Below are 15,968 nucleotides of genomic sequence, written 5' to 3' on the forward strand. Positions count from 1 at the left end.
CGCGGATGAGCTCGCGCATCTGCTCCACACGCTCGTGAGATCGTGACTTCTCCCCAGCTTCCGTGTGCCTCCACGGTGAGCGCGCCCTGCGACGGGGGGTACTCGCGATGCTGAGCACATGGCAGCGAAGGATGAGCTCGGCAGAGCAGGGGAAGAGCGCGCGACACAGCACCTGATGCGCAGCGGCTACACGGTGATCGCTCGCAATTGGAGGTGCGCGCAGGGCGAGATCGACATCGTCGCCGTCTGCGGTGACCGCCTGGCGGTGATCGAGGTGAAGACCCGTCGGTCCGCCGCGTACGGTCACCCGTTCGAAGCGGTCGATCACCGCAAGAGGCGACGTCTCTGGCGACTCGCCCACGCCTGGGTGCACGCGCACCCGGATCAAGCGCGGGGACGCGCGGTGCGCCTCGAGGCCATCGGCATCATCGGCGACGACCCCTTCACCGGCGCGCTCGAGCATCTGGTGGACCTCGCATGACGACCGCGCGGACCTGGGCCGTCGCGCTCACCGGTGTGGACGGGCATCTCGTCGAAGTGGAGGCGGACCTGTCGAACCAGACGCCGGAGTTCCGGATCATCGGCCTCCCCGACAAGTCGTTGGCGGAGGCGGTGCAACGGGTGCACAACGCCTGCAAGAACACGGGACTGGAACTGCCGCGGCGGCGCCTCACCGTCAATCTGTCTCCCGCCAGCCTCCCCAAGCACGGGGCCGGCTTCGACCTCGGGGTCGCCGTGGCCTCCCTCGCAGCCGGCGGCGCCGTCGATGCGCGATCGATCTCGTCCGTCGTCCACGTCGGCGAGCTCGGGCTCGACGGGCGCATCCGTCCGGTCCCCGGGGTGCTGCCGGCCGTGTTCGCCGCGTCACGGGCGGGATTCGACACCGTGATCGTGCCGCGGGGGAACGAGGCCGAAGCGAAGCTGGTGCCCGGTATCGAGGTCAGAGCCGCCGCCTCCCTCGCCGAGGTGGCCGTGTGGCACGGCGCCGACGTCGAGGTGACAGAGGTGGTCCCCGCCGCGTCGGCCCCGTCGCCTCGGCGGGAGCGTCCGACGGCCGACCTCGTGGATGTGGTCGGACAGGAGGAGGTCGTCGAAGCTCTGGTCGTCGCGGCTGCCGGCGGTCATCACATGCTGTTGAGCGGACCTCCGGGCGCGGGGAAGACGATGCTGGCCCGCCGGCTTCCGGGGATCATGCCTCCACTCACCGAGGAAGAGGCGCTCGAAGTCGCGTCCGTGCGGTCCCTCAGCGGCGAGCAGGTCTCCGCACTCGATCCGGTGCCTCCGCTGGAGGCGCCGCATCACAGCACTTCGGTCGCGGCACTCGTCGGGGGAGGGTCCCGCGTGGCACGACCGGGAGCGATCGCGCGGGCACACCGCGGAGTCCTCTTCCTCGACGAAGCGGCCGAGTTCTCCCGGGTCGCCCTGGATGCACTCCGGCAGCCGTTGGAGTCCGGGGCGATCGAGGTCCACCGGGCGGGGTTCACCGCACGGTTCCCCGCCCGGTTCCAGCTGCTCCTCGCGATGAACCCGTGTCCGTGCGGAAACTACGGGGTGCGGGGCGCCGAGTGCATCTGCCCGCCCATGGCCGTCCGGCGCTACGCCACCCGCCTCTCCGGCCCCCTCCGTGACCGCATCGACATCGATCTGCAGGTGACCAGAGTGGCGGCTTCGCGAGCGACGGGCCGTTCCGCGGGGGTCACGACGACGGCCGCGGCCGGGGCGCGCGTCGCGGCGGCCAGGAAGAGGGCGGCCGCGCGCTGGCAGAGCACGCCGTGGCGCCGAAATGCGGATGTGCCCGGCACCTGGCTGCGACAGGGGGCGCTCCGCCTTCCCGCCGGCGCCAGAGCTCCGCTGGATCGGGCGCTCGAGCGCGGGGCGCTCACGCTGCGGGGTTACGACCGTGTGCTCCGGGTGGCGTGGACCATGGCCGATCTGGCCGACCGGGAGCAGCCGGGCGTGGATGAGATCGGGCGGGCACTGCACCTGCGCAGCGGGGTGCCGCGATGATGGACCGTCTTGTCGCTGACCGCGACACCCTCGTCGCTGTCCGCGGCGTCCGCCCGGGTGGTGATGACGCGGCGGAGAGCATCGCGCGCGCCGCGTGGTCGGTGCTCGCCGAACCGGGGGATACGGTGGCCGGAGCGCTGATCGAAGCTCTCGGGGCCGTCGAGGCCCTGACTCTGGCTCTCGGGACGTCAGTCCCTCGGACCGGTGCGGCGGTCGGGAGCGAGCTCGCGGCGCGTGCGCTCTCCGAGGCCCGTGCTCGGTGGCGTCCTCGTGCGAGGCCGGGTGACGTGCGCGACGCGCTCTGCCGTGCGCGCGACGCCGATGCTCGTCTGATCCTCCCCGGAGACGACTGCTGGCCGACGGCCGTCGACGATCTCGGCCCAGGACGCCCGAGTGCGCTCTGGGTGCGGGGCGACCCGGAGCTGCTGGTCCGCACGCCGCGCGTCGCGATCGTCGGCGCTCGGGCGGCGACCGGATACGGCGAGCATGTCGCAGCGGAGCTCGCGGGCGACCTGGCGGCCACGGGTGCCGTCATCGTCTCCGGCGGCGCCTATGGGATCGACGGGGCCGCCCACCGAGCCGCCCTCGGCGTCGAGGGGGCGACGGTCGCCTTCCTGGCCGGCGGGGTCGACCGGGCGTACCCGGCCGGGCATCAGCGGCTCCTGCAGCGGATCGCGGACGAGGGTGCCCTGGTGAGCGAGCCGCCGTGCGGGACGGCTCCCACGAAGTGGCGTTTCCTCGCCCGGAACCGGCTCATCGCGGCGCTCGGGCATGCCACCGTCGTGGTCGAGGCAGGCTGGCGCAGCGGCTCGCTCAACACCGCGGGACACGCGGCGACGCTCGGGCGACCGCTGGGCGCGGTTCCGGGACCGGTGACCTCGGCGACCTCGGCGGGCTGTCATCGCCTGCTGCGCGAGTACGACGCGCAGTGCGTCACCTCCTCGGCTGAGGTCAGAGAGCTCTGGGGGCAGAGCGTCGCGGCACCGGAGGGCGGCGCGCACGATCCGGATCGCGTGCGCCTGCTCGACGCGCTGAGCACGAGGTCCCGGCGGACGGCGGAGGAGATCGCGCGCAGGTCGGGGTTGGCGACGGATCGGGTCCTGTCCCTGCTCGGACTGCTCGGTCTCGAGGCAGTCGTCGACGTCGATGAGGCGGGGTGGCGTCGTGTCCCGACGCCTGCTCCGCGCTGAGATCCTCGCCTCCCGACGGCGAGGCGACGGCGGACGGACGGAGGTGGCGGGCAAGCTGGACGCATGGATCTCTCGGCAGCGATCGAGGCGTTCACCGATCACCTCGAACGTGTGCGTCGGCTGTCGCCGGCGACCGTGAAGGCGTACCGCTCGGACCTGCGCGACCTCGTCTCCTCGAGCGGCGCGGCTTCTCTCGAGGCCGTGGACCTGGACGCACTCCGGGACTGGCTGTGGCAGGCCACGCAGCGAGGGGATGCGCGCTCCACCCTGGCGAGGCGCTCCGCGGCGGCACGGTCCTTCTTCCGCTGGGCACAGGAGCAGGGGTTCATCGCCCACGACCCGAGTCTGCGGCTCATCGCCCCCAAGAAGGGACGCCCGCTGCCCACCGTCGCATCACGCGACGCGATGTCCGGCCTGCTCGACGCGCACAGGGCAGCAGCGGAAGCGGGGGATCCGCTGGCGCTCCGCGACCACGCGATCCTCGAGCTGCTCTACGGCTCCGGCATCCGGGTGTCCGAACTCTGCGGGCTGGACGTCGACGATCTGGATCTCGACCGCGGCACGGCGCGCGTGCTCGGCAAAGGGGCGAAGGAGCGCGTCGTGCCGTACGGCACGCCGGCTCGGGACGCGCTCGACGCCTATCTCCGCCGGGGTCGCCCTGCCCTCGTGGCGCGGGCGCGGACGTTCACTCCGGCGGTGATCCTCGGCAGCCGCGGCGGCCGGATCGGGCCGCGCACGGTCTACGACCTGGTCGCACGGGTACTCGCGCCGATCGTCGGTGCCGAGACCATCGGCCCGCACGCGCTGCGCCATACCGCGGCGACGCACCTGCTCGACGGGGGTGCGGACCTCCGCGCCGTGCAGGAGATCCTGGGCCACGCCAGTCTCGGCACCACCCAGATCTACACCCATGTCTCGACCGAGCGGCTGACAGCCACCTATCGGCTGGCCCACCCCCGCGCGTGAGCTCGTCGGGGTGGGACTCAGAAGGACTCGCAGCAGGGGAGCAGGACGGCGCGGGGAACGTCGTCGAAGAGCAGCATCGGGTTGATGTACGCCCCGTCCCTGCGCACGCCGACGTGGAGCGCGCCCGGGGACGTATGCCCGCCGACGTCGACGCGGCCGATCTCCTGACCGGCCGCCACCGACTGCCCGGGCTGCAGCGTCGAGCTCAGCGGCTCGAAGGTCGACACCAATCCGTCGTCGTGAGCGATGGTCAGCAGCGCTCGGTCGACGACCGTTCCCCGGAAGGCCACCACCCCCGGCGCCGGCGCGACGACCACGGCGCCGATCGCGGCCCCGAGATCGACGCCACGGTGGCCGGCGCCGTAGCGATGCGCCGGTGCCCGATAGGGGTTCACGACCGAGCGGACGCCCGCCACAGGCCAGCGCCAGCGCGGCCACCCGTCGTCCGGGACACTCGCGGTCGCCGAGGGGACACTCGCGGTCGCCGAGGGGACACCCGCGGTCGCCGGGGGGATGGCGGGGCCGCCCGACACGGTCAGGAGGATCAACGCCGACGCGGCGCCGGAGATCGAACGGAGAAGCGTGCGCATCCTCGGAGTCTCGCGTGCCCGCCCGGCGCCGAGACGCCGATCCGGGTAGCCTCGCGACAGTTCGGGACAACACGTCGCCGCCCGCCCCGGTGCAGCCTGAGTTCAGGCGCACATCCTGTATGCTGGGGGAGCACCTCGAACTCGGGGTGACTACGCGTGCCCACAGCGATTCATCTCGCGGCATCCACACCCACAGGTCCCTCTCGCACGAGGGCGGGTGTGCGCCGGGCACCAGGGAGTCCGATCATCCGATCGGCTTGACAACCTCAACGGCGCAGAATCGCGCCAGAACCAGGAGACGACCATGGCTGTGGTCACCATCCGCCAGCTGCTCGACAGCGGCGTGCACTTCGGACACCAGACCCGTCGGTGGAACCCGAAGGTCAAGCGCTTCATCCTCACCGAGCGCAGCGGCATCCACATCATCGACCTGCAGCAGTCGCTGGGCTACATCGACAAGGCCTACGACTTCGTCAAGGAGACCGTCGCCCACGGCGGCACGATCCTCTTCGTCGGCACGAAGAAGCAGGCTCAGGAGATCCTCGCCGAGCAGGCGACCCGCGTGGGTCAGCCGTTCGTCAACCAGCGCTGGCTCGGTGGACTCCTCACCAACTTCTCCACGATCTCCAAGCGTCTCGCACGCATGAAGGAGCTCGAGGAGCTCGACTACGAGACCCCGGCCAACAGCGGCTTCACGAAGAAGGAGCTCCTGCTCAAGAAGCGCGAGCTCGACAAGCTGCACAAGTCGCTCGGTGGTATCCGCAACCTGACGAAGACGCCGTCCGCCCTCTGGGTCGTCGACGCCAAGCGCGAGCACCTCGCGATCGACGAGGCCAAGAAGCTCGGCATCCCGGTCATCGGCATCCTCGACACGAACGCCGACCCGGACGACTTCCAGTACCCGATCCCCGGCAACGACGACGCGATCCGCTCCGTCTCGCTGCTGACCCGCATCATCGCGGACGCCGCCGCTGAGGGCCTGCAGCAGAAGCACAACCCCGAGTCGGGCGACGCAGAGCCGCTGGCCGAGTGGGAGAAGGAGCTTCTCGAGACCCCCGTCCAGGAGTCCGCTGACGCTGCCGAGGTCGTGACCGCCGACGACGAGGTCGCTGTCGTCGAGACGCCCGCCGCCGACGCCACCGCTGCCGACGAGGCCGGTGCTGAGGCACACGACGAGGCGATCGCCGCCGCTTCCGGTGAGGAGACCGCCGAGGTCGCCGCCGCCGAGGCAGCAGACGCCAAGTAATCCCTCGTACACACACCTAACGAAGCAAGGAGCCACCACACATGGCCAACTTCACCATCGCCGACCTCAAGGCGCTGCGTGAGCAGCTCGGCACGGGAATGGTCGACACCAAGAAGGCGCTCGAGGAGGCTGACGGCGACGTCCAGAAGGCCACCGAGATCCTGCGCCTGAAGGGCGCCAAGGGCAACGCGAAGCGCGCGGACCGTTCCACCAGCGAGGGACTGATCGTCGCTCGCGAGCAGGACGGCGCCGTGACGCTCATCGAGCTCGCCTGCGAGACCGACTTCGTCGCGAAGAACGAGCGCTTCATCGCGCTGGCCGACAAGGTCGCGGACGCTGCGGCGGCCGTCAAGGCCGATTCGGTCGAGGCTGCCCTCGCCGCCTCCGCCGGCGACAAGAGCGTCGAGCAGGTCATCTCGGAAGAGGCCGCGATCATCGGCGAGAAGGTCGAGCTGCGCCGCGTGCGCACGATCACCGGCGACAAGGTCGAGGTCTACCTGCACCGCACCAGCAAGGACCTGCCGCCGCAGATCGGCGTCGTCGTCGCCTACTCGGGTGACGACGCGGAGACCGCGCGCAGCATCGCCCAGCACATCTCGTTCGCGAACCCGTCGTACCTGTCCCGCGAGGACGTCCCGACGGACGCCGTCGAGAAGGAGCGCGAGATCGTCACCGAGATCTCCCGCAACGAGGGCAAGCCGGAGGCGGCTCTGCCCAAGATCGTCGAGGGTCGCGTGTCCGCGTTCATCAAGCAGGTCGCCCTGCTCGAGCAGGACTACGCGAAGGACAACAAGCTCTCTGTCGCCCAGGTGGCGAAGGACGCCGGTATCACCGTGACGGACTTCGCGCGCTTCAAGGTCGGCGCGTAGCAACGTCGAAGGGGTTCGGATCGCCACGATCCGAACCCCTTCTTCATGCCCACGAGGCATTATCTTGAATCGGGACGAGAGGACACACCCACCCATGACTGAACGAACCGGACGCCGTCGCGTCCTTCTCAAGCTCTCCGGCGAGGCCTTCGGAGCCGGGCAGCTGGGTGTCAGCCCCGATGTGGTCTCCCAGATCGCGCGCGACATCGCCGCGGCCGTCGACCGGGTCGAGGTCGCGATCGTGGTCGGCGGTGGCAACTTCTTCCGCGGAGCCGAGCTCAGCCAGCGCGGGATGGACCGGGGACGCGCCGACTACATGGGCATGCTCGGCACGGTCATGAACGCGCTCGCGCTGCAGGACTTCCTGGAGCAGGCGGGAGCGGCGACCCGCGTGCAGTCCGCCATCTCGATGACCCAGGTCGCCGAGCCGTACATCCCGCGCCGGGCGGAGCGTCACCTCGAGAAGGGGCGCGTGGTCATCTTCGGCGCTGGAGCCGGCCTGCCCTACTTCTCCACGGACACCGTCGCGGCGCAGCGTGCGCTCGAGATCGGCGCGCAGGAGGTCCTGGTCGCGAAGAACGGCGTCGATGCGATCTACACGGCCGACCCGAACAAGCACGCGGACGCAGAGCGCATCGAGCGCGTCACCTACCGCGATGCGCTGCAGCGCGGCCTGAAGGTCGTGGACTCGACCGCGTTCAGTCTCTGCATGGACAACAGCATGGACATGCGCGTCTTCGGCATGGAGCCCGCGGGCAACGTGACGCGTGCGTTGCTCGGAGAACCGATCGGAACCCTCGTCACCGCCTGAGCGTCCGACTCGGCGGAGACGCCTCCGCCCGATAGAATTTGCAGAACACCCCGACGATAGGAGTCACCGTGATCGCGGACGTCCTCGCTGAAACCACCACTCGCATGAACCGGGCGGTCGAAGCTGCCAAGGAGGACTTCTCCACGGTGCGCACCGGTCGCGCGAACCCCCAGATGTTCCAGAAGGTGCTCGTCGACTACTACGGCACCCCCACCCCGATCGCCCAGCTCGCCTCCCTGGCGAACCAGGAGGCGCGGACGCTCATCATCACGCCGTACGACAAGTCGGCGCTGAAGGCGATCGAGCAGGCCATCCGCGACATGCCCAACCTCGGGGCGAACCCCACGAACGACGGCAACCTCGTGCGCGTCACGATGCCGGAGCTGACGGCCGAGCGCCGCAAGGAGTACGTCAAGCTCGTCAAGTCCAAGGGCGAGGACGCGAAGGTCCACGTCCGCGGAATCCGTCGCAAGGCGAAGGACGACCTCGACGCTCTCAAGAGCGAGGTCGGCGAGGATGAGATCGCGCGCGGGGAGAAGGAGCTCGACGCTCTCACCCGCCAGCACGTCGACCTCATCGACGACGCGCTGAAGCGCAAAGAGGCCGAACTCCTCGAGGTGTAGTCGGGATGTCTGACGAATCGCGAGACGCTGATGAGGGAACGCCGTTGACGCGTCGCGACGCGCGAGACGGCGTGCCCTCCGACGGCGTCCCGCTCGCGGACACGGCCTTCCCGACCTTCGACACCGACGCGATCCCGCCCCGTCCTCCGCTTCCGACGCCCGTCGTCGCGGCAGGGACCGCGGCCTCCGGATCGGATCCGCTCGACACGGCGGATCACAATGCGATCCGGGAGCAGTGGCGAGCCGCGCGCGACGAGTTCGGCACCCACGTCTCCCACGCCCGCGACCAGCTCGATCAGGCGAACGAGCGGATCAAGCAGCGGACGGGTCGCGATCTGATCCTCGCGACCTTGATCGGCCTCGCCTTCGGTGCAGCCCTGCTGGGTTCGCTGCTGTTCGTGAAGGCCTTGTTCGTCCCGTTCGCGCTGGCGGCGGCGCTGCTGGGGGTGTATGAGCTGTCCCGTGCGCTGCGCGCGTCCGGCCGACGGGTGGACGTGGTGCCGCAGCTCATCGCGGCCGCGTTCCTGGTCCTCTCCGCGTACTTCGCCGAGCCGTGGCTGAGCTGGGTGATGCTCTTCGTCGCCGTCGCGTTCGTGATCGTGTGGCGCCTGATGGCGCAGATGGTCGCGAAGGACGGCCGCACGTACGGAGACGTCCTCGCGGACGCCGTGATCAGCGGATTCGTGCAGATCTACGTCCCGTTCCTGGCCGGCGTGGCCCTCATCCTGCTGGAGCAGGAGGGCGGTCAGTGGTGGGTGCTCAGCTTCATCGCCATCGCCGTCGCCGCGGACACCGGAGCCTATGCCGCGGGGCTGGCTTTCGGCCGTCACCCGATGGCTCCGAAGATCTCTCCGAAGAAGACCTGGGAGGGCTTCGGCGGGGCCGTTCTCGCGTCGCTCGCGGCCGGCGTGCTGCTGGCGATCTTCCTCCTCGACCTGCCGTGGTGGGCCGGGGTCATCTTCGGCGCCTCGATCCTGCTCTCCGCCACGCTCGGCGATCTCGGCGAGTCCATGCTCAAGCGTGACCTCGGCATCAAGGACATGAGTTCGTGGCTGCCCGGTCACGGAGGCCTGCTCGACCGGCTGGACAGCATCCTCCCATCCACGGTGCCCGCTCTCTGCCTCTACTTCCTCCTCTCTCCCTGGGTGGTGCTGTGATGAATGACGACCAGCTCGTTGACCGGCCGACGTCGTCGCCACCGGCGTTCGCGGTGACCTCCGGTCGTGAGCGCGGCTACCACCGTGCCGCGGTCGACACCTTCCTCGCCTCGGCGAGGAAGGCCTTCGAGACCGGCAGCGACGATCTCGGCGCGGACGACGTGCGGATCGCCTCCTTCCCCCTCGTCAAGAACGGCTACGTCGTCGCCGACGTCGATGCCGCGCTGGGACGGGTGGAGGACGCGTTCGCCGCGCGTGAGCGCGAGCGCGCGGTGCGCTCGGAGGGCGCGGGAGCCTGGGTCGAGCGCGCCCGATCGGATGCGCAGGTGATCCTCGATCACCTCGCCCGTCCGCGGCGTCGGCGTTTCGCGCGGACCGGCATCCTCACCTTCGGGTACCGCATCGACGAGGTCGATCACGTCTCCTCCCGCATCGTCCGCTATCTCCGGGACGGTGATCCGCTGACAGCGGAGCAGCTGCGCTCTGCGGCTTTCCGGATGCAGCGCGGCGGGTATCGCGAGGAGCAGGTCGATGCCCTCCTCGACGCCACGATCGATGTGATTCTCGCCGTCCGCTGAGTTCCTGATGGTCGATCCAGGCACTGTTGCGTAGACTGTCCCTCATCGTGAACTCCCGAAACGACATGAATCCCGAACGAAGCGACCTCTCGCCGGTGCCCGCGGCAAGGAGTTCTTCGGCGCGCCAGGCCACACGTCGACAGTCCCGCCGCCGCACTGTGGCGAGCGTCGTGAGCGCCCTGGCCGTCGTCGGATTCGCCGGCGCCCTCATGGCCCCGACCGGTGTGGCTCTCGCACAGCCGGCGCCGGAGGAGTCCCCGGATTCCGCGTACTCTCTGGCCCTCGCCGACATGCAGGACATCACGGTCACCGTCAGCGGCGCCGCGATCACCCCGGTCGAGCGCGGCACTTTCGAGGTCTACGTCAAGCCGAAGCCGAAGCCGAAGCCCGCCCCTGTCGCGGTGACGCCCTCGACAGGCACCGGCGGATCCTCCGGGGGATCGTCCCTGCCTCCCTACACGGGGGGCGGCGCGCCCGCGGAATGGATGGCCGCCGCAGGGATCGCCCAGAGCGACTGGCAGTACGTCGACTACGTCGTGTCGCGCGAGAGCGGCTGGAACCCGAACGCCACGAACTCGTCCTCCGGCGCGTGCGGCCTCGTCCAGGCGCTGCCCTGCAGCAAGGTGCCGGGCAACGGATACAACCCGGTCGACAACCTGCGATGGGCGACGGGATACGCCACCGGTCGCTACGGCAGCTGGGCCGGCGCGTACAACTTCTGGGTCAACAACCACTGGTGGTGAGCAGGCACGATGCCCCGCTCGCGCAGACGCCCTCCGGCGCGCCCTGAGGGCGACGACTCGTTCGATCGCCTGCTCGCCGGCTGGAAGCGCTCGGAGTCCCGCCGCGGAGCCGAATGGACCGTGCAGCCGGTCTCGGCGGTACAGGCGCAGAAGGAGTACCTCTGCCCGGGCTGCGGGCGCGGGATCGAGACCGGGACGGCGCACGTCGTCGCCTGGCGCGCGGACGGGGTTCTCGGCGACGCGGCGGATCTCGCGGCTCGTCGTCACTGGCACACACACTGTTGGAGGATGTCGTGAGCACCGAGATCAGAGGTCCGGTGGAGCTGCCGGCCCGCCGCGAGGACATCGAGCTGCGGACAGCGGACGGGCTGACCCTCGTCGGCGAGCTGGCCGCGCCGTCAGAGACTCCGCCGGTCGCGACGCTGGTGACGCTGCATCCGCTGCCCACGGCAGGCGGATTCATGGACTCCCACATCATCCGGAAGGCGGCGGCTCGGCTGCCGGCTCTCGCTGACCTGGCGGTCCTCCGATTCAACACGCGTGGGACCACGTCGCCGCGGGGGACCAGCGACGGAGCCTTCGACGGCGGCGAGGCCGAGCGCCAGGATGTCGCGGCAGCGATGGCGTTCGTCCGCGAGCGTGGGCTGCCGCGCCCGTGGCTGCTGGGGTGGTCGTTCGGCACCGAACTGGCCTTGAAGTACGGCAGGGAGCACGACATCGAGGGCGTCATCCTGCTCTCGCCGCCGCTGCACCGCGCCTCCGCGGAAGAGGTCGCTGCGTGGGCCGGGACGGACGTGCCCGTCGTCGTCCTCGTCCCCGAGTTCGATGACTATCTGCGTCCCCCGGAGGCGCGTGCGCGCTTCGCCTCGATCCCGCACGCCCGGCTGATCGCCGTGGAGGGCGGCAAGCACCTGTGGGTGGGGGAGACCCAGACGCGCCGGGTGCTGACCGAGATCGTCGGCGCGGTGAACCCGTCGGCGCTTCCTCTCGCCACCGAGTGGCCGATGGACTGAGCGGTTCGCGGCGGCTCAGAGCTCGTTCATCCGCGGGATGAGCACCTGGCGGTACAGGATCAGGATGCTGGCCGCCACCGGGATCGCGATGAGCGCGCCCAGCAGGCCGAGCAGGCTGCCGCCCGCGAGTGCCGCGACGACGACCACGGCGCCGGGCACGGACACCGCGCGACTCATGATGCGCGGCGAGATGATGTACGCCTCGATCTGCATGTAGATCAGGTAGTAGATCGCCGCAGCGATCGCCGTCCCGGGGGAGCCGAGGCCGGGGAGCAGACACACGAGGACGATGATCGTCGATCCCGTGAGGGTTCCGACGAGCGGGATCAGGGAGAAGAAGAAGGCCACGACGGCCAGCACCGCGGGGAACGGGGCCTGGATGATCGACAGGTAGATGGCGCTGAGCACGCCGTTGATGACACCCTGCGAGACCTGCCCCATGACGTAGTAGCCGACCGAGTCGGTGATCTGCTCCGCGAGATCGATGAAGCGGTCGCGCTTGGACGCCGGCGCGAGCTGGTACACCGCGCGCTTGAGCGACGGGGTGGAGGCGGTGAGGTAGATCGTCAGGATGAGGACGATGAAGGCGCCGAAGAGGCCGCTGAGGACGGCGCCACTGGCGACCAGCACTCCCTGTCCGATCGATCCGCCGATCTCGGTGAGATTGGTCGTCAGCCAATCCGTGACGTAGGTGAAGACGTCGTCGACCAGCAGGTTCGGGAAGGTGGCCTGCATCCACTCCTTGAGGTCGGGGATGAGGTTTCCCCGCTGCACGATCGCCGAGATCTGCGCGATGAGCTGCGAGATCTGGTCCACCAGGACGGGGAGGATGATCAGCACGATCCCCACGAACACCCCCAGGACGGCGAGGATCGTCACGACCACCGCGAGCCATCGGGGGAGGCGGCGGCGTTCGAGGAACGAGACAAGGGGATCCAGGCCGAGGCTCAGGAAGAGCGCCGTCCCTAGGTAGAGCAGCACCGTCGACAGCGTCTGGACGCTGCTGATCAGGAGGATGCCCAGTCCCACGCCGAGCGTCGCCACCAGCGCGGTGCGAAAGGGGTTGTGGATCTTCATGCAGCGACTCCTCGAGACCGGTGGAGCAAGGCTATCGAGGCGCGACGTCGCAGAGCCTGCGACGTGCCGGTCCAGGGTGCACTGCATGTGCTCGTGGGCAACACACAGGTGATTTCGCTAGTCTGAAATGTCGAGTGTTGCGTCGCGGGTGGATGCCTGCGATGCGTGAGGAGACTATTCGTGCGTTTCGTATGGGCCGTGGTGGCCTTCGTGCTGGCCGCGGCGCTGATCGGCGCGGGGATCGCCCAGCGCACCATCTTCGTGGGCCCCGACTCTCAGAAGACCGAGGTCGCGATCGATGAGCCGGCGCCGTTCGTGCTTCTCGACGGCGATGTGCTGCGGATCAATCCGGGGGCGCAGACGCTCATCGTCCGGGGCGACGGGGAGATCTTCGGCAGCTACGGCCGGACCGCCGACATGGAGGCCTGGCTCGCCGACTCCGACTACAACCACGTCACGGTCGACGACGACGGGGATCTGAACGTCGAGCACGTCACCGCGCCGACAGGCGAGGACGAGGCCCAGGGCGGCGACGATCCCGCGACGGAAGGCACCGAGGGCGACGCCGCCGAAGAGGAGCCGACCGGGCGCGATCCGCGCGGTTCCGACCTGTGGCTCGACTCCTTCGGCGAGGAGAACCTCCTCACGGCCGACAACATGCAGCTCCCGGAGGGCACCAGCCTCCTCATCGCCTACGACGGCACGAAGGACGCTCCGGACGACATCGTCGTCTCCTGGCCGCTGGACAACTCCACTCCCTGGGCCGGCCCGCTCATGGTCGCCGGTGGTGTGGTCCTCCTGATCGGCCTCATCCTCTACGTGCTCGCCATCCGCCACCAGCGCCGCGGCCGTGGCCCGCGCCGCAAGGGCCCCGGCCCGCTGCCGGCGACCGAGCCGATCGACGTCGCGGTGCTCCCGCCGGCGGAACGCGCGGCCATCGAACAGCCGGAGACCGACGGCGCGGAGCCGCGCGGCGCGCAGAACGGCGATGGCGGGGAGATCGAAGAGGCGGAGATCGTGGACGAAGACAAGGGCACCGAGGGGAAGCGCTCCCTGCAGGCGTCCCCAGTGGGCCGGCGGCGGCGCATGCTCGCCCTCCCCGTCCTCGGACTGACCGCGATCCTCGCTGCGGGCTGCTCGGCCGATTCCTGGCCGCAGCTCGGTGACGCCTCGCCCTCGCCGTCGCCCAGCCCCACCGTGATCGCGCCGGAGAACCAGAAGCCGCCGGCCGTCACCGAGGCGCAGGCGAAGCGCATCCTCCGGACGATCTCCGACACGGTCGCTGAGGCCGACGCGGCGCTCGATCTCGACCTCGCGGCGACTCGTCTGGACGGACCGGCGCTGACGGCGCGGACGACCGAGTACGCCCTGCGGACCGCGCTCCCCGACACGCCCGTGCCCTCCGCCATCCCGACCGATGACTTCGAGGTCGTGCTTCCGGAGGCGACCGATGTCTGGCCCCGTACGGTCCTCGCGCTCACCAAGAGCAACGGCGACGACACCGTACCGCCGGTGCTGCTGACGATGACGCAGGCGGACCCCTGGTCCGACTACAAGGTGACCAACATGGCGGAGATGTCGGCCGATGCCGAGTTCCCCGCAGTGGCGGCCTCCTGGCTCGGGACCTCCATGGTGCCGGCTGACTCGGCCTTCCTCGCCCTCCCTCCCGCCGAGCTGGCAGCGGCTTTCGCCGACGTCGTCGACACGGGGGAGAAGAGCGCGTCATACGGCCTGTTCGACGATCTGTCGCTCACCTTCGCCAAGTCGATCAACGACAGCCGGCAGGCAGTGGTCCAGGCGCTGGCGGACAAGGGCGCGTCCGAGACCTCGGCGGCCGCGTTCGACATGGCTCCCACGGACGCGTCGCCCATCTCGATGACCACGCTCGACAGCGGTGCGATCGTCGCCGTGACCCTCACCGATGTCGAGTCCGTGACCCCGACCGGTTCGGACGTGGTCATCCGCTTCGGCGACAACGCCCAGGCGAAGGCGCTCACGGGAGCGACCGAATCGGCCAAGGGCATCGAGACGACGTACGAGTTCCAGCTGTTCTTCGCCGTCCCCGCGCAGGGTTCGACGGAGCAGATCCGTCTCCTGGCCGCGCGCCAGGACATCGTTTCCGCGAAGGTGATCAAGTGAGCGAAATCTCTCCGGCCGCACTGCGCGGCGCTGTGGACCTGTCGAGCCTCCGCAACCGGCCGGCGCCGCAAGCCGGGGGAGCGCCCGATCCGGGCGTCGTCGACGTCGTGGTGGACGCCACCGACGAGACGTTCGGTCAGATCCTGGAACTCTCCCGCACGGTGCCCGTGGTCGTCGACCTCTGGGCCGAGTGGTGCGGGCCCTGCAAGCAGCTCAGCCCCATCCTCGAGCAGGTCACACGCGAGCTCGGCGGCCGGGTCCTCCTGGCCAAGGTCGACGTGGACGCGAACCCGCAGCTCGCGCAGAGCTTCCGCGCGCAGTCCATCCCGATGGTGGTGGCCCTGATCGCCGGACAGCCCGTCCCGATGTTCACGGGTGCCGTGCCCGAGCAGCAGGTGCGCGAGGTGTTCGCTCAGCTGCTGCAGGTCGCAGCGCAGAACGGCGTGACCGGGACTCTCTCCGTGGGCGAGGCGGCCGACGCGCCGAGTGCGCCGGCCGAGCCGGAGCTTCCGCCGCTGCACGCCGAGGCGTTCGCGGCCATCGAGACCGGTGACTACGCGGCGGCCATCCGTGCGTACGAGAAGGCCCTCGCCGAGAACCCCCGCGATGAGGACGCACGCGCCGGGCTGGGACAGGTCCGTCTTCTGGATCGCGTGCAGGGGCTCGATCTGCAGGAGGCTCGCGCCGCTGCAGCCGCCGATCCGCTCGACGTCCAGGCGCAGTTCGCGGTGGCCGACCTCGATCTCTCGGGCGGTCACGTGGAGGACGCGTTCGGCCGACTGCTCGACCTGTTCGCTCAGCTGCCGTCCGACCAGCGCACGCCCGTGCGGGAGCGCCTGGTCGAGCTGTTCGGACTCATCGGCGCCGCGGACCCTCGCGTCATCGCGGCGCGCAACCGCCTCTCGTCGCTGCTGTTCTAGCAGCGCGGCTGTCTCGGTCCCGGCGCCTGTCGCCGGGAC

The 15,968-nt window shown here is 70.1% G+C and carries 17 protein-coding genes; 15 read left to right on the forward strand and 2 right to left on the reverse strand.

Going from position 1 to position 15,968, the window contains the following annotated elements; translation table 11 throughout:
- Positions 1 to 118 precede the first annotated feature (118 nt).
- The 4 genes from CSX12_RS08180 (at position 119) to CSX12_RS08195 (ending at position 4,163) form a co-directional block, all read left to right on the forward strand.
- Positions 119 to 481 carry a YraN family protein gene (locus CSX12_RS08180; RefSeq protein ID WP_017204526.1) on the forward strand — a complete coding sequence of 121 codons (363 nt, stop codon included), beginning with the start codon at positions 119 to 121 and terminating at the stop codon, positions 479 to 481.
- A complete protein-coding gene (locus CSX12_RS08185) occupies positions 478 to 2,007 on the forward strand; it encodes a YifB family Mg chelatase-like AAA ATPase (RefSeq protein WP_124895472.1) in 1,530 nt (509 codons plus the stop codon). Before CSX12_RS08180 ends, CSX12_RS08185 begins: the two co-directional genes overlap by 4 nt.
- On the forward strand, positions 2,004 to 3,197 hold the full coding sequence (gene dprA, locus CSX12_RS08190) for a DNA-processing protein DprA (RefSeq protein WP_124895473.1): 1,194 nt from the start codon (positions 2,004 to 2,006) through the stop codon (positions 3,195 to 3,197). Before CSX12_RS08185 ends, dprA begins: the two co-directional genes overlap by 4 nt.
- A gap of 63 nt (positions 3,198 to 3,260) precedes the next feature.
- A complete protein-coding gene (locus tag CSX12_RS08195) occupies positions 3,261 to 4,163 on the forward strand; it encodes a tyrosine recombinase XerC (RefSeq protein ID WP_124895474.1) in 903 nt (300 codons plus the stop codon).
- A gap of 17 nt (positions 4,164 to 4,180) precedes the next feature.
- Here the strand turns inward: CSX12_RS08195 and CSX12_RS08200 are convergent, their stop codons facing one another.
- Positions 4,181 to 4,753, reverse strand: a complete 573-nt coding sequence (locus tag CSX12_RS08200) for a peptidoglycan DD-metalloendopeptidase family protein (protein ID WP_124895475.1) — start codon at positions 4,751 to 4,753, stop codon at positions 4,181 to 4,183.
- A 304-nt stretch (positions 4,754 to 5,057) separates the two neighbouring features.
- On the opposite strand from CSX12_RS08200, the gene rpsB reads away from it, so the two are divergent.
- The 9 genes from rpsB to CSX12_RS08245 all read left to right on the forward strand — a co-directional run bounded on the left by rpsB (position 5,058) and on the right by CSX12_RS08245 (position 11,793).
- Complete coding sequence (rpsB, locus tag CSX12_RS08205) at positions 5,058 to 5,999, forward strand: 30S ribosomal protein S2 (RefSeq protein WP_124895476.1); 942 nt, start codon at positions 5,058 to 5,060, stop codon at positions 5,997 to 5,999.
- A gap of 41 nt (positions 6,000 to 6,040) precedes the next feature.
- Positions 6,041 to 6,868: a translation elongation factor Ts gene (gene tsf / locus CSX12_RS08210; protein ID WP_017202016.1), complete on the forward strand. Its 828-nt coding sequence runs from the start codon at positions 6,041 to 6,043 to the stop codon at positions 6,866 to 6,868.
- Positions 6,869 to 6,962: 94 nt separating this feature from the next.
- Positions 6,963 to 7,679, forward strand: a complete 717-nt coding sequence (gene pyrH, locus CSX12_RS08215; RefSeq protein WP_017202017.1) for a UMP kinase — start codon at positions 6,963 to 6,965, stop codon at positions 7,677 to 7,679.
- 68 nt (positions 7,680 to 7,747) lie between these two features.
- Complete coding sequence (frr, locus tag CSX12_RS08220) at positions 7,748 to 8,302, forward strand: ribosome recycling factor (RefSeq protein WP_017202018.1); 555 nt, start codon at positions 7,748 to 7,750, stop codon at positions 8,300 to 8,302.
- Positions 8,303 to 8,307: 5 nt separating this feature from the next.
- A complete protein-coding gene (locus CSX12_RS08225; RefSeq protein ID WP_026049700.1) occupies positions 8,308 to 9,459 on the forward strand; it encodes a phosphatidate cytidylyltransferase in 1,152 nt (383 codons plus the stop codon).
- Positions 9,459 to 10,037, forward strand: coding sequence for a DivIVA domain-containing protein (locus tag CSX12_RS08230; protein ID WP_017202020.1), 579 nt, complete (start codon positions 9,459 to 9,461; stop codon positions 10,035 to 10,037). Before CSX12_RS08225 ends, CSX12_RS08230 begins: the two co-directional genes overlap by 1 nt.
- Before the next feature lie 170 nt (positions 10,038 to 10,207).
- Positions 10,208 to 10,780: a transglycosylase SLT domain-containing protein gene (locus CSX12_RS08235; RefSeq protein WP_017202021.1), complete on the forward strand. Its 573-nt coding sequence runs from the start codon at positions 10,208 to 10,210 to the stop codon at positions 10,778 to 10,780.
- A 9-nt stretch (positions 10,781 to 10,789) separates the two neighbouring features.
- Positions 10,790 to 11,077, forward strand: coding sequence for a hypothetical protein (locus CSX12_RS08240; RefSeq protein WP_017202022.1), 288 nt, complete (start codon positions 10,790 to 10,792; stop codon positions 11,075 to 11,077).
- Entirely contained in the window at positions 11,074 to 11,793 is a 720-nt protein-coding gene (locus CSX12_RS08245; protein ID WP_124895477.1) for an alpha/beta hydrolase, read from the forward strand. Before CSX12_RS08240 ends, CSX12_RS08245 begins: the two co-directional genes overlap by 4 nt.
- 15 nt (positions 11,794 to 11,808) lie before the next feature.
- On the opposite strand, the gene CSX12_RS08250 is transcribed toward CSX12_RS08245, so the two are convergent.
- Positions 11,809 to 12,870 (reverse strand): AI-2E family transporter, encoded by a 1,062-nt coding sequence (locus CSX12_RS08250; protein ID WP_017202024.1) that lies wholly within the window; start codon positions 12,868 to 12,870, stop codon positions 11,809 to 11,811.
- Between the two features lie 180 nt (positions 12,871 to 13,050).
- Here CSX12_RS08250 and CSX12_RS08255 point away from each other — a divergent pair, with 180 nt between their 5' ends.
- Positions 13,051 to 15,009 carry a glycosyl transferase gene (locus tag CSX12_RS08255; RefSeq protein WP_124895478.1) on the forward strand — a complete coding sequence of 653 codons (1,959 nt, stop codon included), beginning with the start codon at positions 13,051 to 13,053 and terminating at the stop codon, positions 15,007 to 15,009.
- Positions 15,006 to 15,929: a tetratricopeptide repeat protein gene (locus tag CSX12_RS08260; protein WP_026049701.1), complete on the forward strand. Its 924-nt coding sequence runs from the start codon at positions 15,006 to 15,008 to the stop codon at positions 15,927 to 15,929. Before CSX12_RS08255 ends, CSX12_RS08260 begins: the two co-directional genes overlap by 4 nt.
- The last annotated feature ends 39 nt before the right edge of the window (positions 15,930 to 15,968 follow it).

Source organism: Microbacterium sp. Y-01 (assembly GCF_003856715.1).
Taxonomy (GTDB): Bacteria; Actinomycetota; Actinomycetes; order Actinomycetales; family Microbacteriaceae; genus Microbacterium; species Microbacterium algeriense.